The sequence below is a fragment of the Streptomyces sp. NPDC090106 genome (genome assembly GCF_044747265.1).
In the GTDB taxonomy this organism is placed as follows: domain Bacteria; phylum Actinomycetota; class Actinomycetes; order Streptomycetales; family Streptomycetaceae; genus Streptomyces.
The window spans coordinates 30,156-53,067 of sequence record NZ_JBIVDS010000024.1 but is presented as its reverse complement, the minus strand read 5'-3'; the positions used below and the strand labels follow the sequence as shown (position 1 = coordinate 53,067).

General features: G+C 66.1%; 20 protein-coding genes and 1 pseudogene. 7 read left to right on the top strand and 14 right to left on the bottom strand.

Translation table 11 applies throughout. The features are described from left to right. Positions 1 to 29 precede the first annotated feature (29 nt). Positions 30 to 1,850: an acyl-CoA dehydrogenase gene (locus ACIPSE_RS44460; protein ID WP_401675323.1), complete on the top strand. Its 1,821-nt coding sequence runs from the start codon at positions 30 to 32 to the stop codon at positions 1,848 to 1,850. Between the two features lie 176 nt (positions 1,851 to 2,026). Here ACIPSE_RS44460 and ACIPSE_RS44455 read toward each other — a convergent pair whose 3' ends face one another. From ACIPSE_RS44455 to ACIPSE_RS44435, 5 genes are all read right to left on the bottom strand, one after another. Beyond that, on the bottom strand, positions 2,027 to 3,793 hold the full coding sequence (locus ACIPSE_RS44455) for a CocE/NonD family hydrolase (protein WP_401675321.1): 1,767 nt from the start codon (positions 3,791 to 3,793) through the stop codon (positions 2,027 to 2,029). A 270-nt stretch (positions 3,794 to 4,063) separates the two neighbouring features. After that, on the bottom strand, positions 4,064 to 5,212 hold the full coding sequence (locus ACIPSE_RS44450; protein WP_401675318.1) for an acyl-CoA dehydrogenase family protein: 1,149 nt from the start codon (positions 5,210 to 5,212) through the stop codon (positions 4,064 to 4,066). Between the two features lie 112 nt (positions 5,213 to 5,324). Then, positions 5,325 to 5,789 (bottom strand): MaoC family dehydratase, encoded by a 465-nt coding sequence (locus tag ACIPSE_RS44445; RefSeq protein ID WP_401675316.1) that lies wholly within the window; start codon positions 5,787 to 5,789, stop codon positions 5,325 to 5,327. A gap of 11 nt (positions 5,790 to 5,800) precedes the next feature. Continuing rightward, positions 5,801 to 7,285, bottom strand: a complete 1,485-nt coding sequence (gene menE, locus ACIPSE_RS44440; RefSeq protein ID WP_401675313.1) for an o-succinylbenzoate--CoA ligase — start codon at positions 7,283 to 7,285, stop codon at positions 5,801 to 5,803. Further along, a complete protein-coding gene (locus ACIPSE_RS44435) occupies positions 7,227 to 8,036 on the bottom strand; it encodes a hypothetical protein (RefSeq protein ID WP_401675311.1) in 810 nt (269 codons plus the stop codon). The genes menE and ACIPSE_RS44435 overlap by 59 nt, the downstream gene beginning before the upstream one ends. A 228-nt stretch (positions 8,037 to 8,264) precedes the next feature. On the opposite strand from ACIPSE_RS44435, the gene ACIPSE_RS44430 reads away from it, so the two are divergent. Beyond that, positions 8,265 to 8,720, top strand: a complete 456-nt coding sequence (locus ACIPSE_RS44430) for a MarR family winged helix-turn-helix transcriptional regulator (protein ID WP_401675309.1) — start codon at positions 8,265 to 8,267, stop codon at positions 8,718 to 8,720. A gap of 287 nt (positions 8,721 to 9,007) precedes the next feature. Here the strand turns inward: ACIPSE_RS44430 and ACIPSE_RS44425 are convergent, their stop codons facing one another. Both ACIPSE_RS44425 and ACIPSE_RS44420 read right to left on the bottom strand, forming a co-directional pair. Beyond that, complete coding sequence (locus ACIPSE_RS44425) at positions 9,008 to 10,543, bottom strand: ISKra4 family transposase (protein WP_401675308.1); 1,536 nt, start codon at positions 10,541 to 10,543, stop codon at positions 9,008 to 9,010. A gap of 46 nt (positions 10,544 to 10,589) precedes the next feature. Then, positions 10,590 to 11,237, bottom strand: coding sequence for a hypothetical protein (locus ACIPSE_RS44420; RefSeq protein WP_401675306.1), 648 nt, complete (start codon positions 11,235 to 11,237; stop codon positions 10,590 to 10,592). Positions 11,238 to 11,802: 565 nt separating this feature from the next. Here ACIPSE_RS44420 and ACIPSE_RS44415 point away from each other — a divergent pair. From ACIPSE_RS44415 to ACIPSE_RS44405, 3 genes and pseudogenes are all read left to right on the top strand, one after another. Further along, positions 11,803 to 13,398, top strand: coding sequence for an MDR family MFS transporter (locus ACIPSE_RS44415; RefSeq protein WP_401675303.1), 1,596 nt, complete (start codon positions 11,803 to 11,805; stop codon positions 13,396 to 13,398). A gap of 278 nt (positions 13,399 to 13,676) precedes the next feature. Beyond that, positions 13,677 to 13,859 carry a hypothetical protein gene (locus ACIPSE_RS44410; RefSeq protein WP_401675301.1) on the top strand — a complete coding sequence of 61 codons (183 nt, stop codon included), beginning with the start codon at positions 13,677 to 13,679 and terminating at the stop codon, positions 13,857 to 13,859. A 58-nt stretch (positions 13,860 to 13,917) separates the two neighbouring features. Beyond that, positions 13,918 to 14,046, top strand: a pseudogene (locus ACIPSE_RS44405) (IS5/IS1182 family transposase); the annotation flags it as partial. 31 nt (positions 14,047 to 14,077) lie between these two features. On the opposite strand, the gene ACIPSE_RS44400 reads toward ACIPSE_RS44405, so the two are convergent. The 7 genes from ACIPSE_RS44400 to ACIPSE_RS44370 form a co-directional block, all read right to left on the bottom strand. Beyond that, entirely contained in the window at positions 14,078 to 14,671 is a 594-nt protein-coding gene (locus ACIPSE_RS44400) for a hypothetical protein (protein WP_401675299.1), read from the bottom strand. Between the two features lie 53 nt (positions 14,672 to 14,724). Continuing rightward, on the bottom strand, positions 14,725 to 15,471 hold the full coding sequence (locus tag ACIPSE_RS44395; protein WP_401675297.1) for a LuxR C-terminal-related transcriptional regulator: 747 nt from the start codon (positions 15,469 to 15,471) through the stop codon (positions 14,725 to 14,727). 119 nt (positions 15,472 to 15,590) lie between these two features. Continuing rightward, on the bottom strand, positions 15,591 to 16,259 hold the full coding sequence (locus ACIPSE_RS44390) for a response regulator (protein WP_401675295.1): 669 nt from the start codon (positions 16,257 to 16,259) through the stop codon (positions 15,591 to 15,593). Further along, a complete protein-coding gene (locus ACIPSE_RS44385) occupies positions 16,256 to 17,500 on the bottom strand; it encodes a sensor histidine kinase (protein WP_401675292.1) in 1,245 nt (414 codons plus the stop codon). The genes ACIPSE_RS44390 and ACIPSE_RS44385 overlap by 4 nt, the downstream gene beginning before the upstream one ends. Positions 17,501 to 17,652: 152 nt before the next feature. Beyond that, positions 17,653 to 18,501 (bottom strand): ABC transporter permease, encoded by an 849-nt coding sequence (locus ACIPSE_RS44380; protein ID WP_401675289.1) that lies wholly within the window; start codon positions 18,499 to 18,501, stop codon positions 17,653 to 17,655. Further along, the gene (locus tag ACIPSE_RS44375; RefSeq protein WP_401675287.1) at positions 18,501 to 19,442 is read right to left on the bottom strand and encodes an ABC transporter ATP-binding protein; all 942 of its coding nucleotides are present in this window, start codon (positions 19,440 to 19,442) and stop codon (positions 18,501 to 18,503) included. The genes ACIPSE_RS44380 and ACIPSE_RS44375 overlap by 1 nt, the downstream gene beginning before the upstream one ends. Positions 19,443 to 19,709: 267 nt before the next feature. Further along, positions 19,710 to 21,746 carry an MFS transporter gene (locus ACIPSE_RS44370; RefSeq protein ID WP_401675358.1) on the bottom strand — a complete coding sequence of 679 codons (2,037 nt, stop codon included), beginning with the start codon at positions 21,744 to 21,746 and terminating at the stop codon, positions 19,710 to 19,712. 390 nt (positions 21,747 to 22,136) lie between these two features. Here ACIPSE_RS44370 and ACIPSE_RS44365 point away from each other — a divergent pair, with 390 nt between their 5' ends. Next, positions 22,137 to 22,604 carry an SDR family NAD(P)-dependent oxidoreductase gene (locus ACIPSE_RS44365; RefSeq protein ID WP_401675285.1) on the top strand — a complete coding sequence of 156 codons (468 nt, stop codon included), beginning with the start codon at positions 22,137 to 22,139 and terminating at the stop codon, positions 22,602 to 22,604. After that, on the top strand, positions 22,605 to 22,766 hold the full coding sequence (locus tag ACIPSE_RS44360) for a hypothetical protein (RefSeq protein WP_401675283.1): 162 nt from the start codon (positions 22,605 to 22,607) through the stop codon (positions 22,764 to 22,766). Positions 22,767 to 22,912 lie beyond the last annotated feature (146 nt).

Sequence of the window (22,912 nt, the reverse complement as noted above, 5' to 3'; positions counted from 1 at the left end):
CACGGGCGATTTTCCGTTGAGAGGCCAGCGTGAACCACTACCGCACCAACTTGCGAGACGTCGCCTTCGTCATACGCGAACTGCTGGGACAGGAGGTGCTGGACAGCCCCGAACCGTTTGGTCGAATAGACCTGGAACATGCTCAGCGGGTTCTCGCGGAGGCTGACCGCTTCGCGGCGGACGTGCTGGTGCCGTTGTTCCCTGACGCAACCCGCGAGTCACTGAGGTTCGATCCCGAAACCCGCTGTGTTCCCATGTCACCGCCGTTCCTGGAGGTCTTCGCCGCCTATTTGGAGTCCGGATGGCTGGACCTGGACTTGTCGCCTGAACCGAGTGGGCAGTGGACGCCACCGTCACTCCGCCTGGCTGTCTTGGAGATCATGCTGGGCGCCAATCCATCAATCCCAACCGGGGCGTACCTTGTGCCGCTGGTCGTGAGACTGCTCCATGCACGCGATACCCCGGACCATAGGCAACTGGCCGAGCTCATCGTGGACCGCGGCTGGACTGTCGGTATGCCTCTGACCGAGCCGGACGTCGGCTTCGACGCCTGCGCCGTAAGTACGGTCGCCAGCCCGCAGCCTGATGGCAGCTGGCACCTGGAGGGTGCCGGGCGATCCGTTGTCCACGGAGATCACGAGACGACCGAGAACGTCATGCATCTCGTGCTGGCCAGACCGATCGGTGTATCGGACACGGGGGACTCCGACTGCGACAAGCCTTCTCTGTTCGTGGTCCCTGAGTTCGGTGTCGATCTCGGGAGCGGAGGCCTCAGTGACCGCAACGGAGTTCTGGTAATACGACACAAGGGCTTTGCCGGCGAGCCCACGCCCGGTGGTGGGGCGCCGACGGTCGGATGGCTCCTTGGCGACGAACGCGACGGTGTCCGGCAGATTCTTGAGATCGTCAAGGCGATACATGTGCTGGTCGGCGTCAAGTCGATGACCACGCTGTCCACGGGGTATTTCATGGCCCGTGACTATGCGGCCGAGCGCGTCCAGAGCGGCACGCCGCTCGAGGACCGGCGGCCTGAGTCTGTTGCGATCATCGAGCACTCTGACATCCGTCACTCGCTGATGACGCAGAAGGCACATGCCGAAGGGATGCGGGCACTGATCCTTTACGCCGGGTCTCTTCAAGACCGCCTGACTGCCGCCCGGCAGACGGGTGCTCATGACCGGTTCGCCGACGCCACCCATCAGATGCTCCTCCCGGTCATCAAGGGCTACTGTTCGGAAACGACCTGGCGGGTCCTGGGCCAGGGAGCGATGCGGGTGTTGGCCATCTCGGGCCATCCGTGCGACTACCCGCTGGAGCAGTACGTCCGGGATGCGGTGGTGGACAGCCTTTACGGGGGCCCGACCGGTACACAGGGGCTGCTCCTGTTCAGTTCCACGATCCTGAAAGATGAAGGTGCGGCGCTCGATGCGCTTCTCGACGAGGTCGCGGCGACCGCGGAGCGCCGCCTGGACGACACCGACGAATTCACTGTCGAACGCCGACAGCTCCACCACGCTCTACAGGCGTTCCGTGTACTGTTCGGCCTGCTCCTACGTCGCTGGGAGGACCAACAGCCCGATGGACCAGCCCTGGTGGCTCAGGACACCACCCGTTTCCTGCTCGCCATGGGCGACTTGCTCTGTGGGTGGCTCCTTTTGCGCAGTGCTGAAGTCGCCGCCTATGCGCTGATGGGCGACGGCCCGGACGACACTGACGTCTCCTTCTACCAAGGCAAGGTCGCCTCGGGCCGACACTTTGCCCGCACGGTGTTGCCTTGCGTCGCTGCCGACTTGGTGGCGGCTGGGTACACGGACGACATCTTGCTTTCCCTGCCCAACGCCGCGTTCTGACGGGCCTGCCACCGCGTCCGGGGGCCGACGCAACGCTGCCGCTTTGCCCTGGTGACGCCGGCACGGTGTCTCCATGAGCCGACTGCCCATGCCCTGCCTGTGGTGTGGCCTGGGGCAGAGCACAGGCAGGGCGCAGGTCCGGTCGCCGTGCGCCGACGGAGACCGGCGCTTGTCCTCTACTTCACGAAGGGCAGGAAGACCCGCGAGCTGAAGCGTCCTCCGGTGTGCAGGGTGTGTGTCCCCGCGTTCCTCGTGGCAACGGGAGCGCGGCCCGGCTGGGATGCCGAGAACGGCCCTGCGGGACTGCCCGCGATCTCCAGGATCAGAGTCTCCCCGGCATGGACGGTCATCCCGGTCGGCCACAGGCCCAGGTCGAGTTCGATCGGGGTGCCGGGCTGGACGGGCTCCTCAAGCTCGTGAGAGAGGTACGGCTCCAACATGGTGGACCTCACCGGGTCGAGCGCGCGGTGTGAGGCACGAAGCCTGCCTACTGGCCCGGTGTAGGCCAGGTGACTGATCAACTGGCCGTCCTTCTCCATCTGCAGGGCCATTTCCTTCAGTCCGGGCATGACGTTCTGCCACAGCGGGGTCCCGGCCGAGTCGACCTTGTAGACCGCCGCGAACAGGTCGAGGTCGTCGCCCTCGCTGGTCTCGGCCCAGAACCGGACATTGAGCGGGCCCAGCAGCTCGGTGTCCTGTTCGGCGGTGAAGCTGAAGCGGGCAGTTGCTTCGGAGTCGGTCGCGGAGTAGGAGATCGACGCCTCGGCGGACGGCTTGTCCCGTGTCAGCTGGCCGGACGCCGCGTCGAGGTAGAGAACGGTCGGCTCCAACGGCGCGGGCGGCCATGTGGCGGCGGTGCGATGGACGGAGGTGTCGTGTCCAGGGTCCAGTACTGCGTACCGGACTGGCGGCGTGGACTCCCAGCTGTTGTCCTCGTCCTTGAGATAGCGGTCGAAGAAGCGGCGCAGATCAGCGATGCTCTCCGGGTCGGCGATGTCGTGCCACTCCATGGTGTCGTGGACGCGCAGCCACTTGCGGTCGGAGCCCAGCTCCTGGAACGCCTGCTGGGTTCCGCGGGTGTGGATTCCGTTGCTCCAGCTGGACACCACGTAGGCAGGGATGTCGACTGCGGTGAGGTCCGCCCGCTTGTCGGCCCAGTAGGCGTTGGTGGTGGGATGACGTCGCAGCATCGCGGTGACGTCCTCGAAGCGGGCCGTCCCGTACAGGTGGCCGATGATGTCCTCGTCGTGGAACGCAGTGTCGGGGATGCCTCCTCGGCTGATTGCGTCCCGGTACACGTCTGTCAGACCCTCCCAGGGAGCGATCGCGCTCAGATGCGGTGGCTGCAGCGCTGCTGCGGCCCACTGCACCATGGCGAGGTAGGAGTTGCCGGCCATGCCGACCTTTCCGGTGCACCATTCCTGGTCTGCGATCCACTCGACGGTGTCGTACACGTCTCGACCCGCTGCCTCGCCTACGAACACCATGTCGCCTTCGGAATGACCTGTTCCTCGCGCGTCCACGACGACCAGTGCATAGCCGTGTGCACACCAGTACGCGGGGTCGAGGGCCTCGAACGCCTGAAGCCCGGAGAGGTTTTCCTTGGGGACGCCGAAATTGGCGGCGTAGTGAGTGGTGTTCCACCAGCCGCCCTGCTTGGAGTACACCGTGTAGATGAGGATCGCCGGCCGGGCGGTGGTGCCGGTGCCACGGTAGACGTCACCGTAGAGCCTCAGTCCGTCGCGCAGGGGGATGGCGACGTCCTGCAGGATTTCGATGTCCAGGGGCACAGGGCGGGCCCCGTCTGCGTGCACACTTCCGTCCGGGATGATCCGGGACCCCGGGGCCAGATCAGGGATCTCGGGTTCGGAAAGGGCGAGGGCGTTGGCAGGCCGGTAGATCACATTCATGTCGAATCGGCCCTGCGGGCTTGCGTTGTTCACGACACCACCTTTGTGTGGCGGCCACGCCCCGGCGGGTGCGTTTTCGGCCGCTCCACTTACCAAACATGAGGCACTTTTTGGTGTCAACGAATGAAGCTGCATTATTTCTGCGGTATGAAATCTTCATCTGGGCAAGGCGGAACTCCTCCGGTGCCTGGGCCGACGAAGGGCGATCCGCACCCCCTCGGGCCTGCCCAAAGAGCCCTGGAAGGTGGGTCGTCCTGCCGCCAGTGGCAGTCGGTCACGCCTTTGCGATCGCCCTTGGTCAGGTCAGGGCCGAAGCGACCGCCCTATGATCTCCTTCATGATCTCCGTCGTGCCGGCGTACAGGGTGCTCGCGCGGGCATCAAGGAAGTCACGGGCGACGTCGTACTCCTGCATGTACCCATATCCACCGTGCAGTTGCAGGCACCGGGTCACAACCCGCTGTTGCAGCTCGGTGGTCCACCATTTCGCCATGGCAGCGTCGACCGGGGTCAGCCGTCCGGCAACCAGGTCGCTCGCGCAGCGGTCCAGGTAGACCCGGGCCACGTGCACCTCGGTGGCGAGTTCGGCGAGGGTGAACCGGTTGGCCTGGAAGTCCGCAACCGGTCGGCCGAAGGCAGTGCGCTCCGCCGTGTACGCCAAGGTGTTCTGCAGGGTCCGCTCCATGGACGCGACCGCTGTCGCTGCCACACTGAGGCGCTCCTGGGGGAGATTGTGCATGAGGTACTGGAAGCCGCGGCCTTCCTCGCCGAGCAAGTTCGCGACGGGCACCCGGACATCGGTGAAGAACAACTCGGCGGTGTCCTGCGCGTGCAGGCCGATCTTCGACAGCTTGCGGCCACGTTCGAAGCCAGGCATGCCCCGCTCAAGGATGAGAAGGCTGATGCCTTCGCGCCCAGCGGTGAGATTGGTGGATACGACCACGATGGCGAGGTCGGCGAGGATCCCGTTGCTGATGAAGGTCTTGGCGCCGTTCACGATGTAGACGTCACCTTCGCGCACAGCGGTGGTGCGTATGGCTTTGAGGTCGCTGCCGGTGCCGGGCTCGGTCATGGCGATGGCCGCCACCTTGCGTCCGGAGCACAGATCTGGCAGCCAGCGCCCCTTCTGCTCGTCGGTGGCGAGTGCTGAGAGGTAAGGCGATACGAGGTCGTTGAAGCCGCTCAGATTCATTGTCACGGCCGCGGCTCCGGCCCGGCACAGTTCTTCGATGACGATGAGGTTGTAGCGGAAGTCGGCGACCCCGCCACCTCCGTAGCGTTCATCGATGTCCAGGCCGAGCAGGCCGACGGTGCCGGCCTGCTCGAACAGAGAGCGGTCGACCGCGCCCGCCTGTTCCCAGGCCGGTAGGTGGGGTTGGACCTCGTTGGTGACGAAGTCGCGGACCATCGCGCGGAAGTCGTCGTGGTCGGTGTCGAAGAGATCGCGTTCCATGGGCAGCAGTCCAGAGAGTCGTCGGGCAGGACGTTGCAGCGGAGTAGCGGGGCTCCCGAATGCTCAGTCGGATGGGGCGGGAGTGCTACGGACGAAGAACGGCATGGGCGCGTCAGGCATAGTGGCGATAGACGGCTTGGGCGACGCATGCCGGCTTGTCGGTTCCCTCGACTTCCACGGTGAAAGCGATACGCATCTCGACGCCGTTGCCGCGGACCTCCTCTACGGACTCGACCGCTCCGTGCAGCCGGATTCTCGAACCGACGTGCACGGGGCTGGGGAAACGGACCTTGTCCAGGCCGTAGTTGATGCTCATCGAGGTTCCCTCGATGGCGAGCAGCTCGTTGAAGAGAGGGATGATCAGCGACAGGGTGAGATAGCCATGGGAAATGGTGCCTCCGAAGGGGCCGGCAGCAGCGCGTTCGGGGTCCGTGTGAATCCACTGGTGGTCGCCGGTTGCGTCGGCGAAGGTGTTCACCCTTTCCTGGGTGATCGCCTGCCAACCGGTGCGGCCCAGATCGGTGCCGGCCAGGGCCACGATCTCATCGAGATTCGTGACGGTGCGCAGCGCAGTCATACCGGTGCCTTTCAGGAAGTGGTGCCGTAGGTCTGGCGGATACGGGGTTTCAGCAGCTTGCCGGCGCCGCTTCGAGGGAGAGCATCGGCGAAGACAACCGATTTGGGGATCTTGTAGCGAGCCAGTCGGCCATGGAGGAAGGCGAGGATCTCCTCCGCGGATGCCTTCGTACCAGGAGCGAGCACGACGACAGCTCGGGGCACTTCGCCCCACTTCTCGTCCGGCACTCCGATGACGGCGCAGTCGCTGACGGCGTGGTGCTCGTAGAGGGCCTTCTCGACCTCGGCCGGGTAGATGTTCTCCCCACCCGAGATGATCATGTCTTTGGCGCGGTCGACGATGGTGATGTAGCCGTCTTCGTCGGCGACGGCGATGTCACCGGAGCGGAACCAGCCGTCCTGGAGGACCGATGCGGTCTCCTCTGGCAGGTTCCAATAACCCCGCATGATGTTGGGGCCCTCCACGAGCAGTTCACCACGAGTGGCATCTTGTCCGGCCGCGTTGACGATGCGGACATCAGTGAAAAAGTGCGGCAGTCCGGCGCTGCCAGGCTTCTCGAGGGCGTGCTCGGCGTCTAGGAGGCAGACTCCTGGGGAAGCCTCAGTCATGCCGTAGCCCTGCAGGAAACCGATCCCGCGCCGCTCGTAGGTCCGGATCAGTGCCTCGGGGACAGGTGCGCCGCCGCACAGCAGCATGCGCACCGATGACAGGTCGGCCTGGGTGAAACCGGAGGCCGAGGCAATCTGCTGGAACATGGCAGGCACCCCGAACATGACCGTGACACCAAGGCGCTCGATCACATCGAGGGTGCGGGTGGGGGAGAAGGATTCTTCCAGGAGCAGGGTTCCGCCCTTGAGGACGGTGGGGAGACAGGTCATGTTCAGAGCGGCGGTATGGAACAGCGGCGCGGACAACAGGGTGATGTCGTCGGCGCTGAAGTCTCCGTCGACCAGGGTGTTGACACTGTTCCAGACGAGGTTGCCGTGGGTGATGACGGCTCCCTTGGAACGCCCGGTCGTCCCCGAGGTGTACATGATGATCGCAATATCGGAATGACTGACGGATACATCGAGGGCCGTTACCTGTAGTGCGGCCAGCTCCTCGTCCAAAGTTGTGCCTGCCGCGACCCGGCGTGGGACATCGCAGGAGTCGGCGAATGCCTGGAACGTCTCTGTGTGCATCAGCACGCTCGCGCCGGAGTCCGCTAGGCAGTGCAATAGTTCGGGCTCGGCGAGCCGGGTGTTGAGGGGTACGAAGATGGCCCCGAGCTGCGCTGTGGCGAACAGGGTCTCCAGGAACGAGGGATGGTTGGGGCCGAGGTAGGCGACCCGGTCACCGGGGCGTACTCCCAGTCCGCGCAGGTAGTGGGCCAGGCGGGTGGTGCGGTCGTGGAGCTGGCCGTAGGTGAGCTGGACGTGCCCGTACACAAGGGCGGGCCTATGGGGTGACTTGCGGGCGCGTCGCGCTGTCCAGGACCCGATGCCGTGATTGCGCATACGAGTACTCTGCCTTTCTGGATCGGAGAGTTGAGCGGTACGGCGGGGATGTGTCAGATTCCTTCCAGCCCGAGCGGGCCCGGTGCGGGCTGCTGAGCTGCGGCGGGAAGTGCCGGGATGTGAGCGAGGGGCGGCCAGTCTGGGAGGTGGCCGCTGCGCGTTGGCGCAGGTCTGTCGCCTCCACATGATCGAGGTCTATGCGGGCGCTCATGCCATTCGTGCATTGGAGGCCGGGGACGGGGATGTCGCAGGTTTCGTATTCCGGGCCCATGCTGGCGGCCCAGGCGGTGGCGATGTTGGTGCCGGACCAGCTGCTGTCGTGGAAGGTGATGGTTTTCCGCTGAGGGTGCGACCGCAGGGCAGGGCGGTTCTCGCCCATGCCGATGGCCTGGCCGGTGATGCCGACGGAGAGCTCGGGGGCCGAGAAGGAGACCAGGCCAGCGGCGTCCTGGACTGTGGCGAGACGTTCGTCTCTGCGTGTCCATGACTGGAGGGGAGTGCCGGTGGGCTTGGTGCCCTTCAGGGCGGGCACGACTGTGGGGATCTCCCATGGGGCCCTGTCCCGCAGGTTGCCAGCATGGCTGACTAGTGCGTTGAGTCGGCCGGGGTGCTTCACCGCAGCGCCGTCCAGCCTTTCTGCAAGCTCGGTTGTGCCCACTTCGGTGGCCACCCCTATGGCTTTGCCGCCTGTGTGCGTCAGGTTCGACGTGGCGGCCTCAACCACGTGCTGGTCCGCGTCGTTCACGAACACGGACTGGCCGTTCGTCGTGAGCGCGGGCGTAGGCGAGACCGTGGCCGCTCCCTGTCACGATGGCGACCTTCCCGGCAAGTCCACAGGCACCCCTTCCATTGACAGGATTCCTGGCTATGGCCGCTCAGTTTATCTTCGGCAGGTTTCCTGTCAATGGGATAGTGTGAAGCTCTCGGACGGGCCTCTCGCCAGGTGTGCTCGTCAGCGCAGTCGTATGAGGGAGGAGCCGTGCCTGACGCCGTGGCACAGTCGGCGGACAAGGATGCAAAGGCGTCACCTTCGCTGCTCTATCTGATCAAGCGCACGGAGCAGGTCGTGCGAGCGCGCCTTGAGCAGGTCCTCAAGCCGGCCGGTGTGACCGCCTTGCAGTACACCGCGCTGACGGTCCTGCTACGGCATGACGGACTCACCGCCGCACAACTGGCCCGGGACTCCTTTGTCACGGCCCAGTCCATGGCTGACATGGTCCGCACTCTCGAAGCGCGGGGATATGTGGTGCGGCGCTCTAATCCGGCCAACCGACGAGAGCTGCTCATTGAACTGACCCAAGACGGACGTCAGCTCCTGGCCAGGTATGAGCAGCCGGTCCGTGAGCTGGAGAATCGTATGACCGCTGGTTTGACCGCCGTTCAGAGCGACAGTCTGCGCGCGGCCCTCGACCACACCTGGCGCCAGCTTTCCTGACGCCAGGGCTCGTCTCCGGAACCAGGCCAGCTGCGTGAGGCGCGCCGATTGCGGGAGGGGCGTCATGCCGCTCGAACCCCCGGCAGCAGGCCCAGGACTGTGTCGATACGTGTGCCCTTCCGTCCGCGTATGAGCCGCCGGTAGCCGACTTCCAGCAGGATGCTACGGACGCCGGCTCCCGACTGAGCCGCCTGATCCCTGTTTGCTCCGCGTCGAAATCCAGTCGGGTCGCCGCGGGGCAACAGATGTCCCGAAAGGGTGCGGCTCCTTTTGAGTGAGCTTGGGGGTCAGGCTCTGAGTTCGTAGTGGTGCTGGTCGGGGTGGGGATGGAGGCGTTCGCGTTCCCGCTGGGTGTGGAAGATCCAATATTGCGGGAAGTCTCCGTTGCTGATGAGGGCACGGAGGGTGAGTACGGCTTCGGCGCCGGGGACGCTCCATCTGCTGCCGGTGATGTCGAGGCGGTCGGCCACCAGATGGCGTGCGGCTCCTTCGACGATGCTGCTGGCGATGGGCCAGCCGGCTTCGAGGGCCTGGTCGTAGTGCACGAAGGCGGCGTTGTTCTCCAGGTAGCGGCAGGTCTTGTCGATCGTGGCGCGTTGTTCGTCGGTGAGGTGGCCGCGTGCGGCTTCGCCGCGCAGGTCACGGACGGCGCCCGGGGCGTCGCCGGCCAGGATCCGGGCGGCTTTGAAGCCGACCCAGGTCTCGGCGGCGGGGTCGGCGGCGGCGTGGAAACACCGTGCGCTCGCCCACAGCTTCTCGATGACGTGCACGATGTCGAGGACGATATGGATCGTGACCGCCCGGCGGTCGGCCTCCTTCTGGATCAATTCCAGCTGGTGGGCGGCGCCGTCGACGAGCACCACCCAGCATCGCTGGTGCTGCGGGTCACGGGCTTCTGCCTCGTCGAACGCGGCGGCAATCACCTGGTCCGCGTCGTGTTCGACGGAAGCGGTGAGCCACTTCGCGCGGGCTTTTGGCCCCTTTCTCGGGACGCGGCCCGTGGCGCGGCCGCCGGGCGGGGCGATGATGTCATGCGGCCTGCGCGGCGCCGGGTCCGCGTCATGCACCACCGCCAGGGTCGCCATCCGCTTGCGTCCCGTCTTCTCCCCGGCAGACAGACGGGTGCGGAAGGTGCGGGTCGCACGCTCGGCGGCCTTGCGCGTCGCCTCCCGCAGATGGCCGGGGAGCATCACGATCCCCTTGCCGTCGACGCTGAGCACCAGCAGCGTCGTGTGGGCTGCGGGAGGAGGAGTGCGGGCGGCATAGAAGGCGGCGATGTCCACTGCGGCAGCCTGCACCAGCTGTTCCACCTGGCGTTTGCCCAGTGGACGTGTCCCGCAGTGGCGGCCGACCGCCTCAAGTGCCTGGTCGTAGGAGCCGCGGACGGCCTCCAGCACCGCCAGCCGGCGCAGGCCCAGGCTGTGACGCCCGCCCGGGAGCCCCAACACCGCATCGGCCGGGTAGTAGTTGGGCTGCTTCGGGGCGCGTAGTGCGCACCGGGTGACGGTCACCGTCCCGACCACGGTGGCCAGTTGACGGCGGTGGTGCTTCTCCAGACGGGTGCGGCCGGCGGCGAGTGCGGCCCGCCCACCGGCCTCCAGGGCCGTCAGGTGTGCTTCTTCCTGGCGGGCACGCAGGTCCAGGTGGCCCTGCAGGAGCAGACGCGCCAGTTCCCTCGCCCCGTTCTCCGCATCCTGCTCCACCTGGTCATGGGGCAGGAGCAGTGCATCGGGACGGGAGAGGGAATCGATGAGACAAGTGAGGAAAGAAGCGGCTCGGTCAAAGGGGTCAGCCACCGCGGCGGCCGCATACGCTCCAGTCATCGGGCTCTCGCCTTTTCGGCTCTCGTTTTGGTTGGCACCAACGACGCTAGGGACGAGAGCCCGACCTCACACCGGCGCGGCCACGCACGGCGGAGCTTTCCGTCTGCACCGGCGCATCCTTGTCCGCCGCCAGCAGGTGGCCCGGCGTGAACAGTCCCGGCCCCTGCTCCACCAGCCAGCCCCGCTCGACCAGCCGTTTCAGCTTCGACCGGAAGCCTTCCACCTTGCTCTTGTCCGTCGACAAGCCCAGCGCGGCACACAGGTGATGCGCCCGCATCGGATGCACCGCGTCCATCAGGACCTCGACAATGTCCCGATACAAATCCGGCAGCACTTCCACCCCCAGTCCGGGCGTCCACTGCGGCACCAGCCGCACCCCGACCGGCGATCCCGCCGGGGACGGATGCGCCTCAACCCCTGCACCGTCGGCGTCCGCTTCCGCCCCGGCAACAGTGACCGCATCGTCGCCGGACAGGATCTCGGTCATCGTCTCCCGTGTGATCTCCAGCCGGGACAGAACCTCTTCCCGTTCGGCAAGACGAGCGGTCAACTCCTCGATCCGGTCCCGAAGTTCGGCAATCTCCTCCCGCGCGCTGGCCTCCCGCCGATCGAGCTCCTCCAGCCACGACACCATCGCCGCCTCCAAGACCACGTCCCAGGACACGACGATCCGCCGTCCGGCCACGAACGGCAACGGCGCACGGCATCACCAGCTCACTGCAGAAGAGCCGCACCCGTCCCGAAAAGCGTGCAACAGCGTTGAGCGGAGCTGCGCCGAGAGCCTGGAACCGGCTCACGAACCGCGGGCGCGCCCTCCAGAGGCGCTGGTTGTCCCACCAATCCGCCGCGCCGCTTCAGTAACTCGGCCTTACGGCACACCTGCTGGCGAGAGTCGTGCCAAGGGTCATCGGCTGGGGTCGGTCCGGTTCCCGGACCGACTCTTCACAGGCAGCATCTCCGCCTCCGGGGGCGCGATGAACCAGAAGGACGAGACGTGACCAACTCCGAGTGGTACCGCAGTACCACTCGGAGCCCGAATTGCCCTCCCTGGTACCACCGTTCTGCGCTCAGCCACTCCTAGCGTGAGACGCGAGACAGCCAGGAGAGGCCGACCCTGGGCATGAGGGATACAAGAACAGGGTGTGCCAGGCGCAGCGGCTTGGAGCCGACACGGGCAAGCCCTTGCGCTACCGGTGGCCCACTTCGCCGCTCTTGCCGGCCGTCTCGCCCCTCTGCCCTTCTATGTCAGGAGCCTCTCCTTGAGCGACTTGACCCCGGCTGTGGAAGACGAAGGGCCGAAGGAGCGCCACTCCTCCGGCCCGCCGCCTCACTTCGCCCTCACCTTTGCCGCACTGATGGCTGCGATGCTCCTCGCATCCCTCGATCAGACGATCGTGAGTACCGCGCTGCCGACAATCGTCGGTGAACTGCACGGCGTGAACCACATGGCGTGGGTGACCACCGCATACATCCTGGCCGCCACGATCGTCATGCCCGTCTACGGACGCCTCGGTGACCTCATCGGGCGCAAATTTCTGTTCCTCGGCGGCATCGGTGTCTTCCTCGTTGGCTCTGTGATTGCCGGCTCGGCGCCAGACATGGCCATGCTGATCATCGGTCGTGCAGTCCAAGGGCTGGGCGGCGGAGGATTGATGATCACCTCTCAGGCGATCATCGCTGACCTTGTGCCGCCGCGGCAGCGGGCCAAGTACATGGCGCCGATCGGTGCCGTCTTCGGCCTGTCTTCGGTCGCCGGTCCTCTGCTGGGCGGCTGGTTCACCGACGGCATTGGCTGGCGATGGGCTTTCTGGGTCAACCTCCCGGTCGGAGTACTGGCACTCCTAGTCGGTGTGTTCGCGCTGCGGCTGCCGCGCAAGAGCGCCGAAGTCGTCTTCGACTACCGCGGCTTCGGCCTGCTGACGGTGGCGGTGACTTGCACTGTGCTGATGGCCGAGTGGGGTGGCACGGACTATGCCTGGTCGGACCCGGTCATCCTGGGACTGGCCGCTGGCGGCTTGCTGTCCTGGGTGGTCTTTTTCCTCTCCCAGCGCCGCGCCGCAGAGCCGATCATCCCGCTGTGGCTGTTCCGCAGCCGGATCTTCACCACCGCCACCCTGACCGGGCTGCTGGTCATCGGCATCGGAATGTTCGCGGTCATCGGCTACCTGCCGACGTACCTGCAGATGGTCTACGGCGTGAGCGCCACGGAGTCAGGACTCCTGCTGATTCCGATGGTCGTCGGCGTCTCTGTCACGGCCGTTTCGTGCGGGCAACTCATGAGCAAGACCGGCCGGTACAAGGTCTTTCCGATCGTCGGTTCAGCCCTCGTGGCTGTTGCCGCGCTGCTGCTGTCGACGCTGGGTACGGGGACATCACTCAGCGTGGTTTGCGGGTATGTGTTCCTGCTCGGTGCCGGGCTCGGCCTGACGATGCAGCCCTTGGTCCTGGCGGTTCAGAACGATTTTCCGTCCGCCGATGTGGGCACTGCGACCAGCGCCAACAACTTCTTCCGCGAGATCGGAGCCACGTTGGGCACCGCGGGCGTCGGAGCGCTGTTCACCCACCGGCTTGCCGACCAACTGGCCGACCGGCTCACTGCCGATGCCGCCAAGGCGGTCGGGGACACTGAAGCCCTCACCCCGGCTCTGGTCCACGCTCTGCCGGAGAAGGTGCAGGACTCGGTGATCCTTTCGTACCAGCAAGCGCTGACACCGGTGTTCCGGTACATGATCCCGGTGTTCGTCCTCGGTCTTGTGCTCGCTTGTGTGCTGCCGGAGAAGATGCTCGCGGACGATGACGGCGGCCCCGGTGATGCCACGCATAGCCCGTCCGGGGAGCCCGTGGCGGCCTCTTGAAAAGTGGGGTGAGGGCTAGGTGGGGTGGTCACACGGTAACCCGTGCCGCCGCTTCGAGACGGCGCTCGACTTTACCGGGTACGGCGTCGACCCTCCCGGCGGGTGATCGGAGAAGACGGCTCCCTGCCCATGGCCCTCATCATGCTGATTGCCACGCCCGGCTCTGGCACTGCTCTGATCACGTCGGACCCAGCCCCGGCTTGTTGCCGGAAGCTGTAGCGCGCAGATAGCAGCTAGGTGTCATGTGTATGGCAGCAGGCCGATGAGGGGAGGACCACATGCGTCTGTACTTTCGTTCGCTGGAACAGGACCGCACCTACGGCGTGGACGTGGTGATCAGCCGCACCGGTCCCGGGCTGCTGGGTGCCCTGGCCTCGCTGGCCTACCTGGCAAATGAGCATCTGCACCAGCCCTGCGATGATCCTCACTGTGACGTGATCGTGGACTGCACCACGTACTGAGAGGCGGCCAGCCCTCCCAACGAGGTGAGGTCGTTGATCGGTTCATGGGGCGGGGTAGGTGAATTGGATTGTTCCGGACGAGCCGCAGGAGATCGCGAAGCCGCTGATTCCTCCGTCGAAGGTGCGGCCGCAGAGTGGCGGAACGCACGGCACCCCTGATGGGACGCTGTTCGCTGCCATTGTCTACGCGGGTCCCGCCTGTTGAAGGGCTCTCCTGCTCATGAGCGCGGCCACCGGGTCAGCCAGACCTCCCCGCCCGACGGCAGCAATGCTGTACGGGTCTCCTGAAAGCCGAGTGTCTCCAACTGTTCGACCTCGAAGACGGAGGTGGCCAGCGCCATGACGGTGCAGCGACGCCGTTCCACCTCCTTCAGCCCGGGACACAGCAGACGGCCGAGTAGTTCGGGGTCGGCGTTGTGGCTTGCCACCGTAAGAGTCCAGTCCCGCCGGCCGTGTTCCGTGAGCGCCAAGGCTTCGCCGTCCGCTCGGCCGAGAGCCACGAGATCGGGCGCAATATCCAGTTCGCGCGTGATCAGTTCGTGGAAACGGTCCACGGCCCGCTGAGCTCCGGGCGGCAGCCACACGGCCGCGGCGAGGAGCTGCTTTGAATCACGTTCCGCCACCCAGACTTTGCCTTCCTCCAGTGCATGGTGAGCCAGCAGCAACCGCAGGACGGCCCTTGCGTCCTCCGGCGTGTGTGCCATGGGTGGAGTTGCACCGGCGGCCCGAGACGTGAACAGGCGCACCACGGCCGGGACATCGACCAGATTGGCCTGACGCACCCGCTCAATGATCCGTCGGCTCGCGCTCACCCTCTTCCTTTCGTCGACCGGTCGTGTCACGGCAGGCACTCTGGCTCCTTCGATCAGCTTGCACCGGTCGCGCCGGTTCGGCCTGCCAGGGTCGCCGGGCGGACCAGGCCCGATTCGTAGGCGAAAGTCACCGCCTGGACCCGGGCGGTGGCACCGATCTTGGAGAGGATGCGGCTGACATGGCTCTTGACGGTGGTTGGGGCAATGAAGAGCCGGGCTGCGATCTCGACGTTGGACCAGCCGGCGGCGACGCCGATCAGTACTTCGCGTTCACGCGCGGTGAAGGCGTCGATCCCCACGGAGCCTTCGCGGAAACGGCTGGTGTGCTGGCGGCACACGGTGTCGATGAGCGCACGTGTCAGCGTAGGTGTGATGACGCCATCGCCTTTCGCCACGGTTCGGATGGCCGCCACGAGTTGGCTCGGGTCCGCATCCTCGTGCAGAACCCCGGCGGCGCCAGCGCGCAGGGCGACGTACGCGTACTCGTGCTCGCCGGCCGGAGTCAGCGCCAGGACGTGCGCGGACGGCTGTCGCCGCCCGATGGGTTCGAGCGCCTGGGGCAGGGGTGCGGGGCGTGTGATGCGTCGGATGGCGGTGATGTCGTCTCGGGCGGCGAGACGGCTGTCCATGAGGACGACGTCGGGATGGAGTGCGGTGTTCAACGCGACTGCATCGGCTCCGCTTGCCGCTTCTGCGACCACGGTCAGTTCCGGTTCGGCCGTTAGCAGCATGCGCAGAGCGAGCCGGTGCAGAGACTGGTTGTGGACTACGAGTACGGAGACCATGCGGTTCTTCTCCATGCGGGATGTGCTGGTGGGGGGAGCCGGCGTCGGCGAAGCTTGCGCGAGCATCTCCCCGCTGAACGAAACGGTTTCGTACCGAAAGTGGATGCAGATCTTTCGTTCGGTGGAGGAGGTGGTTATGGCTTGGCTCTGACGAGCCCGGCGTCGTAGGCCACAATCACTGCCTGGACGCGGTCGCGTGCGCCGATTTTGGCGAGGACGCGGCCGACGTGCTTCTTCACAGTGGATTCGGAGAGCACGAGGCGTTCGGCGATCTCGGTGTTCGTCCAGCCCTTGCCGATGGCGATCAGGACCTCGCGTTCGCGGTCGCTGAGTTCCTGCAGTCGGGGATCCGCGGCGGCACCGGCGGTGTCGGGTGCGAGAACCTGGTGGGCGTAGGCATCGAGGAGGCGGCGGGTCAGGCTGGGGGCCACCACTGCGTCGCCGCTCGCCACCGCCTGGATCCCGGCGATGATCTCTTCCGGTCGTGCGTCCTTGAGAAGGAATCCACTGGCTCCGGCTCGCAGGCCATCGTGGGCGTATTCGTCGAGGTCGAAGGTCGTGACGATGAGGACACGGGTGCGGCCGCCCGCGGCCACGATCCGGCGAGTGGCCTCCAGACCATCCATGCCGGGCATCCGGATGTCCATCAGGACAACATCTGGGCGCAACTCGGCGGCAAGGCGTACTGCTTCGGCCCCGTGGGCGGCCTCGCCGACTGGGGTCATGCCCGGCGTTCCCTCAAGAAGCATCCGGAAGCCCATGCGCTGCAGAGGCTGGTCGTCGGCGATCAGGACGGTGGTCATGGCGTGGACTCTCCCGGTGTGTGTCGGCTCTGGGCGCTGGACGTGTCGAAGTGCACGTCCACGAGCCAACCCGGCCGGTCCTCGCGCGGTCCGATCGTAACGGAGCCGCCGAACAGTGCTGCCCGCTGACGGATGCCGACCAGACCATGACCGGAGTCGTCGGGCCGGGCGGCCAACACGGAGTGTGCGGCGGCTCCAGGTGGGGGTCCCGTGTCGGCGACACGGATGTGCAGCAGATCGGCGTTGGCGGTCAACGTGACCTCGGCGGTTGAGCCAACGCCAGCGTGCTTGAGGGTGTTGGTCAGGGCTTCCTGGACGATGCGGTAGACGGTGAGTTGGCTCCCGCTGCCGAGAGAGGCGAGACCTCCCTCGGTCCGGTACGTCACCGCGATTCCGGCCGCGCGGACGCGGGCCAAAAGAGCGTCGAGGTCATCAATGCCTGGCTGTGGACTGAGTGGCCTGGCCGTATCGTCCGGTCCTTCGCGCAACACGCCCAGGACCCGGCGAAGCTCGCTCATGGCCTGGCGTCCGGTGTCGCCGAGCATGCGCAGAGCCTCGGCGGAGCGCTCGTTGTTGTTGGCGGCGAGAGTCGCGGCGCCGTCGGCAAGGGTGACCATGACGGAGAGGTTGTGGCCGACGATGTCGTGCATCTCGCGGGCGACGCGTGAGCGTTCGGCGGCAGCGGTGAGCCGGACGCGCTGGTCCCGCTCGATCTCCAGACGTCGGGCGCGGTCTTCCAATGCCGCCAGGTACATGCGGCGAGTCCGCATGGTGAGACCAACAGCCGTGGCCGCGGTCACGGTCCCCAGCAGGAAGAACATGCTGAGCACCCACCGCTCGACAGGAACCGGAAAGCACACGCTGGCAACGACTTGCACGATCGCCAGTGCGACGGCCCACGCCAGCACCCGCAGCGAGCCATGTGCGGCGAGCGTGTACAGGGCGACGAGTGTGCTGAAGCCGGCCGGCAGCCACAGACCGAGGAGGCTCTGAGCTAGCGTCACGCCTGCGGTTACGAAGAACACCGTGGCGGGGGCTTTGCGGCGCCACCACAGAGGCGCGATGAACGCCACGGTGACGAGATAGGGGATAGCGGCCGGTAGTTCCGTACGGGTGTCGGTGCCGGTGAACGGTGTGTTGGCGGCGCCGTCGGAGAGCAGATTGGGCAGGCTGATGCAGGCGACGACGAGCACCACCGCGGTGTCCAGGAGCCATGGATGCTGCTGGTCCAGTTGCTGCATCCGGCGCCTGCGCCGCAGCATCTGGCCCAGGGGGGTGCTGCCCCAGGCTGCCTCGGGCCCATCAGACTGCGTGCTTGCTGACTGAGGGGTCCGGTCCGCGGCGTCAGCCGCGCGGTGCGGACTCATGGTTCTCATCTTCGTTGCTGTGCAGCTCAGACGTCGGACTTCTTCAACCGGATGGCGGCCGCGATCAGGCCGACGGCCACCCAGGCGGCGAAGACTGCGAGTCCCGCGCTCGGGGAGAGGGAGTCGGCGCCCTGGTGCAGAGAGTAGATTGCCGAGCCTGCGTTGCTTGGGAAGTACGGGCTGGTCGAGTCGTACAGAGAGTCGGGCAGCAGCGAGGCCAGACCGGGCAGGATGAGCAGAATCCCGACGAGGGAGGCAATACCGCCGGCGGTGGAACGGATCAGCGAGCCGAGCGCGACACCCAGCATGGAGACCATGCCGAAGTAGATGCCCGCGCCGACCAGGCTGCGCAGCACTCCGTCGTCTCCCAGGGACAGGGCGATCTGCTGCCCGTCCAAGCCCACCGAACCGATCGCGAACGCGGCCAGCGCGCCGACCGTGGTGACGACGGTGACGAGCGGCCCGATCACGATGGCTTTCGACCACAGCACCGGCAGTCGCCGGGGTACTGCGGCGTAGGTGGAGCGCACCATGCCGGTGCCGTATTCGCCCGCCGACATCAGCACGCCAAGCACACCCACGATCAGCGAGGCGAAGGAGGCGCCGGTCAAAGCGAGCGAGATTGCGTCACTGGTGGCCCCCGTCTCGGGGCCGGGCGGACCTCCCAGTCCTGTGCCGTCGGGGCTGTAGGTGAAGGCGGCGATCGATCCGAAGACGAGCAGGATCAGTACCGAGGCGACGAGTGTGATCCAGCTAGAGCGCAGCGACCAGAACTTCGCCCACTCCGAGCGCAGGACCCGGCGGTTTGTCACCTTGGGTGCCTTGCGGTCCGTCTTCTTGGCGGCGGGCACCGAGGACAGGGTGGTGGTAGTCATCATGCTGCCTTTCGCGTGATGTCGTCGGTGTGGTCGTTGGAGGCACTCTGGTACTCCACGGCGTCACGAGTGAGGTCCATGAAAGCGGTCTCCAGCGACACGGCCTGCGGGGTGAGCTCGTACAGCGGGATCCCGTGCGCGGCGGCGACGGTTCCGATCTCTCGAGCCTCCCTGCCGGTGACCAGCATTTCCCCATTGGAGGACGAGCTGATTGTGACGTCGGGCCCGCCAAGCAGTGTCCGCAGCCTGGTGGTCTGGTCGGTGACGACCTTCACGCCTCCACCGCCGGCCTCGCGGGTGAAGTTCTCTAGCGAGGTGTCGGCGAGCAGCCGCCCTCGCCCGATGATCACCAGGTGGTCGGCGATCAGCGCCATCTCACTCATCAGATGTGAAGAGAGCATCACCGCCCGCCCTTCGGCTGCCAGGCCCGACAGCAGCTGTCGCACCCACAGCACACCTTCCGGGTCGAGGCCGTTTACCGGCTCGTCGAGCATGATGATCTCCGGATCGCCTAGTAGCGCCGCAGCTATGCCCAGCCGCTGCCCCATGCCGAGCGAGAACGCCCCCACCCGTTTGCCGGCCACACTGGTCAGGCCAGCGATCTCGATGACCTCGTCGACGCGGCTGCGGGAAATTCCATGAGTATGGGCGAGCGCCAGCAGATGATTGCGTGCGCTGCGTCCCGGGTGCACCGACTTGGCGTCCAGGAGGGTGCCGATCTCATGCAGCGGCGCCGCGTGCTTGTCGTAGGGACGCCCGTTCACGGTGACCGAGCCACTGGTCGGGGCGTCCAGGCCTACGATCATCCTCATCGTCGTGGACTTGCCCGCGCCGTTGGGTCCCAGGAACCCGGTCACTTCGCCCGGCTTCACGGTGAAGGACAGACGGTCGACGACGGTCTTGTCCCCGTACCGCTTGGTCAGCTCGTGTGCTTCGATCATCGAGATGGTCCTTGCCTCGAACACCGCCGCGGCCGTTCCGCGATCTCTGTATTCGACGCTACGGGCACAAGCACCTGGTTTTCTGGGACCACAGGAGGCACTTCACCGGGCGAGTGGTACCGCAGTACCACTGGCCCGGCTGTCGCGCGGCACCAAGGCTCGGCCGGGCTTTCCGGCCCTCGTTGTGTGCGGGTAGAACCCTGCGCCCTTTCTATGACCAGACGGGTCCTTGGGGGCAATGAAGGACGAGGCCTGTTGGAGGGAGGATCAGTCCGCTGCTGGCCGCGGCGTGGCGGCCGCCTCTTCATCGAGCAGGCGCCGGGCAATCGCATCAAGTGCGCGGTCCAGCCGAGCCCGGTCTTCGGGGTCGGTGACATTCCAGTCCTCGAGTCGGCTATCCAGCCACTGCCGCCGCGCGTGGGTCAGCCGATCCATCTCGGCCTGCCCGGCCGGGGTCAGGGTGAGGCGGTCGCCGTCGAACTTTGCATAGCCGACGTGGGCGACCTTGCTGAAGGCGGGCTCGAGGATCTCTTCAGGCATGTGGTGGGCCTGTGCCAGGTCTCCCAAGGACATTCCACCCCTGATGCGCGAGCGCACGTGGATCTGACTGAGGGCCCATGCCTGGCCGGGAGTCATCGGGCTTCCCGAGCGGGCGAGCATTTCGAGGTGGTCGGCGGGTTTGGTCTTGCGCATGAGGCTGGACAGTGCGCGCTCAAGCTGCTTGTCTGCGGCCGAAGTGTCAGGTGCCGAGAAACCCTCGCCCATGTCGGTGGCGGAGGCGCGGGCGCTATCGCGCAGGGGCACTTCCTTGAGGAACCAGGCCACGATGAATCCGACTACGGCGATCGGTACGACCCACAGGAACACGAAGTCGATGGTGTCGGCGTACGCCTGGAGGATCGGCGCGGCCTGCGTATCGGGAAGATCACGCAAGGCTGCCGGGCTCTGGACGGCTTCCGGCGGTACTCCGGGGACCTGCGCGAGGGCGTCTTTGAGGTTGGGTTCGAGCTTATTGCTGTAGAGCGTGCCGAATACTGCGGTGCCGAACGAACTACCCAGGCTGCGGAAGAAGGAGACCCCAGAGGTCGCGGCCCCCATGTCCTTGTAGGCCACGGTGCCCTGAACGACGATGGTCAGCACCTGCATGGCTAGGCCGATGCCGACGCCGAGTACGAACATGTAGAGGGACTCCAGCCACACGCCGGTGCCCGGACCCATCGTCGACATCAGATACAGGCCGAGCGCCGTGGCCGCAGTGCCCATGATCGGGAAGATCCGGTACTTGCCGGTGTTGCTGACAACGGTGCCCGACAGCATCGACGTGCCCAGCAGACCTACCACCAGGGGGAGGGTCCGCACCCCGGACATGGTGGCGGAGACACCGTCGACGTACTGGAGATAGGTCGGCAGGTAGGTCATTGCGCCGAGCATCGCGAAGCCCACGATGAAGCTCAGGATGGAGCACACGGTGAATACTGAGCTACGGAACAGGTGCATCGGCAGCACAGGTTCGGCGGCCCGTTGTTCCACGAAGACGAAGCCGACGAAGCAGAGCACCGAGCCGATGAAGAGGCCGAGGATGGTTGCCGAGCCCCACGCGTATTCGTCGCCGCCCCATTCCAGTCCCAGTACCAGTCCGCAGGCGCCGAGTGCCACCAGGATGATGCCGAGGTAGTCGATGACCGGCCGGACGATGGTCTTGACTACGGGGATCGTCTTGGCCGCCATGGCGATCATGACGATGGCGATGGGCACGTTGACGTAGAAGCACCAGCGCCACGAGGCGTGGTCGGTGAACAGGCCGCCGATGGTAGGCCCGATTACGGTCGTCACGCCGAAGACAGCGCCGAGCGCACCCTGGTACTTGCCGCGTTCGCGCAGTGGGATGACATCCGCGATGAGCGCCATCGCGGTCACCATCAGGCCGCCGCCACCGATGCCTTGGATGGCACGCCCCACGATCAGGAGGGTCATGCTGTTTGCCAAGCCGGAGAAGACTGAGCCGCCGACAAAGATGATTGCGCTGAGCTGGAAGAGGGTCTTGCGGCCAAACATGTCTCCGAATTTGCCGACAAGTACCGTCGACACGGTCTCCGCAAGGAGGTAGGCGGTGACCACCCACGACATGTGCGAACCGCCGCCCAGGTCGGCGACGATCGTCGGCAGTGCGGTCGAGACGATGGTCTGGTCGAGTGCGGCCATCAGCATGCCGAGCAGGATCGTGACGAAGATGATGTTCATCCGGCTGCGACTCAGGACGGGCGTATCAGCCCCTGGTGCCGTTTCGGTAGCGGTTGCAGCCATCGGCTGAGCCTCTCGTGCCGGGTTTGATTTGGTACAGAATGCGATGAGTTGAACAAACATGCCACTGGGAGAACCTGTAGTGCCGATGCCATCAACGGACGGGTCCATCCGGAGGAACAGCCCGCCCAGGTGACGATTGAGTGCGCACAGCACGGAGATACCGGCTCCCGTGCTCAGCAGGCCCGCGAGAGCCGCTCCGGCTGCCGACGTGCCGCTGAGGAAGGTGAGGATGGTGATGGTCAGACCGATGACGATCGCCGTCAGCAGGACCAGGGCAGTGTGCAGTGGAAGGAAAGGGTCAGCCGCTGTGGGAGTGGTCTCGCGTGGGCCGGACGGCTGACGGATCTGGTTGACCGCTTCGGCGACGCCGTGCTGGTGCGCGCGCTGGACGTGACCGATCGCGAGGCGGTGTTCCGGGTCGTTGCCGAGGGACACGCGCACTTCGGCCGACTGGACGTGGTGGTGAGCAACGCGGGCTACAGCTACACGGGAGCGGTTGAGGAACTGGACCTCGACGAGGTGAAAGCGAACTACGACACGAATGTCTTCGGCACCCTGTCGGTCATCCAGGCGGCGCTGCCGCTGCTGAGGGCGCAGGGCAGCGGACACATCCTCACTGTGTCCAGTATCGGCGGGATCGCCAGCTTGCCGACCGGCGGATCCTACGTGGCGACCAAGTTCGCCGTCGAAGCCATGAGCGAGGCCCTAGCTGGCGAGGCCGCCGCGCACGGGATCAAGGTGACGATCATTGAACCGGGCAGCTACACCACCGGCTTCCGCGGAGCAACGAAGGCCGCTCCGGCCATGGAGGAGTACGACGCCGTCCGGAAAGCGGTCTACGCGTCGTTCGACCCGTGAATGGCCGGCGACGCGGCAGCCACGGCCGCAGCCCTCCTCACCGTCGTGGATGCGGCCGAGCCGCCACTGAGCCTGCTCCTCGGCGACTGGATCCTCGACCAGGTCAAGGGCATCTACGCGGACCGGATCGACACGTGGGAGCGGTGGGCTGCAACCGTCTGACGCCGCGCAGCGCTAGCGAGGCGTCAGACGGTTGCAGGATGAGGTAGGCGCGTGCCTGCCCGGCGGTCAGTCCTCTTGCCTGGCGTCGTCCAGTTGGGGCGCGTCCGGGTCGCGCAGCGGGCAGGGCGCCGGTGGCTGGGGCGGAG

What these genes read in the sequence shown, in the direction of transcription:
- ACIPSE_RS44450 (WP_401675318.1), bottom strand. Translation starts at nt 5,212, where the DNA reads ATGGAACGCGATCTCTTCGACACCGACCACGACGACTTCCGCGCGATG.
- ACIPSE_RS44445 (WP_401675316.1), bottom strand. Translation starts at nt 5,789, where the DNA reads ATGACTGCGCTGCGCACCGTCACGAATCTCGATGAGATCGTGGCCCTG.
- menE (WP_401675313.1), bottom strand. Translation starts at nt 7,285, where the DNA reads ATGCGCAATCACGGCATCGGGTCCTGGACAGCGCGACGCGCCCGCAAG.
- ACIPSE_RS44425 (WP_401675308.1), bottom strand. Translation starts at nt 10,543, where the DNA reads ATGACTGGAGCGTATGCGGCCGCCGCGGTGGCTGACCCCTTTGACCGA.
- ACIPSE_RS44410 (WP_401675301.1), top strand. Translation starts at nt 13,677, where the DNA reads ATGCGTCTGTACTTTCGTTCGCTGGAACAGGACCGCACCTACGGCGTG.
- ACIPSE_RS44395 (WP_401675297.1), bottom strand. Translation starts at nt 15,471, where the DNA reads ATGGAGAAGAACCGCATGGTCTCCGTACTCGTAGTCCACAACCAGTCT.
- ACIPSE_RS44390 (WP_401675295.1), bottom strand. Translation starts at nt 16,259, where the DNA reads ATGACCACCGTCCTGATCGCCGACGACCAGCCTCTGCAGCGCATGGGC.
- ACIPSE_RS44385 (WP_401675292.1), bottom strand. Translation starts at nt 17,500, where the DNA reads ATGCAGCAACTGGACCAGCAGCATCCATGGCTCCTGGACACCGCGGTG.
- ACIPSE_RS44380 (WP_401675289.1), bottom strand. Translation starts at nt 18,501, where the DNA reads ATGACTACCACCACCCTGTCCTCGGTGCCCGCCGCCAAGAAGACGGAC.
- ACIPSE_RS44375 (WP_401675287.1), bottom strand. Translation starts at nt 19,442, where the DNA reads ATGATCGAAGCACACGAGCTGACCAAGCGGTACGGGGACAAGACCGTC.
- ACIPSE_RS44370 (WP_401675358.1), bottom strand. Translation starts at nt 21,746, where the DNA reads ATGGCTGCAACCGCTACCGAAACGGCACCAGGGGCTGATACGCCCGTC.
- ACIPSE_RS44360 (WP_401675283.1), top strand. Translation starts at nt 22,605, where the DNA reads ATGGCCGGCGACGCGGCAGCCACGGCCGCAGCCCTCCTCACCGTCGTG.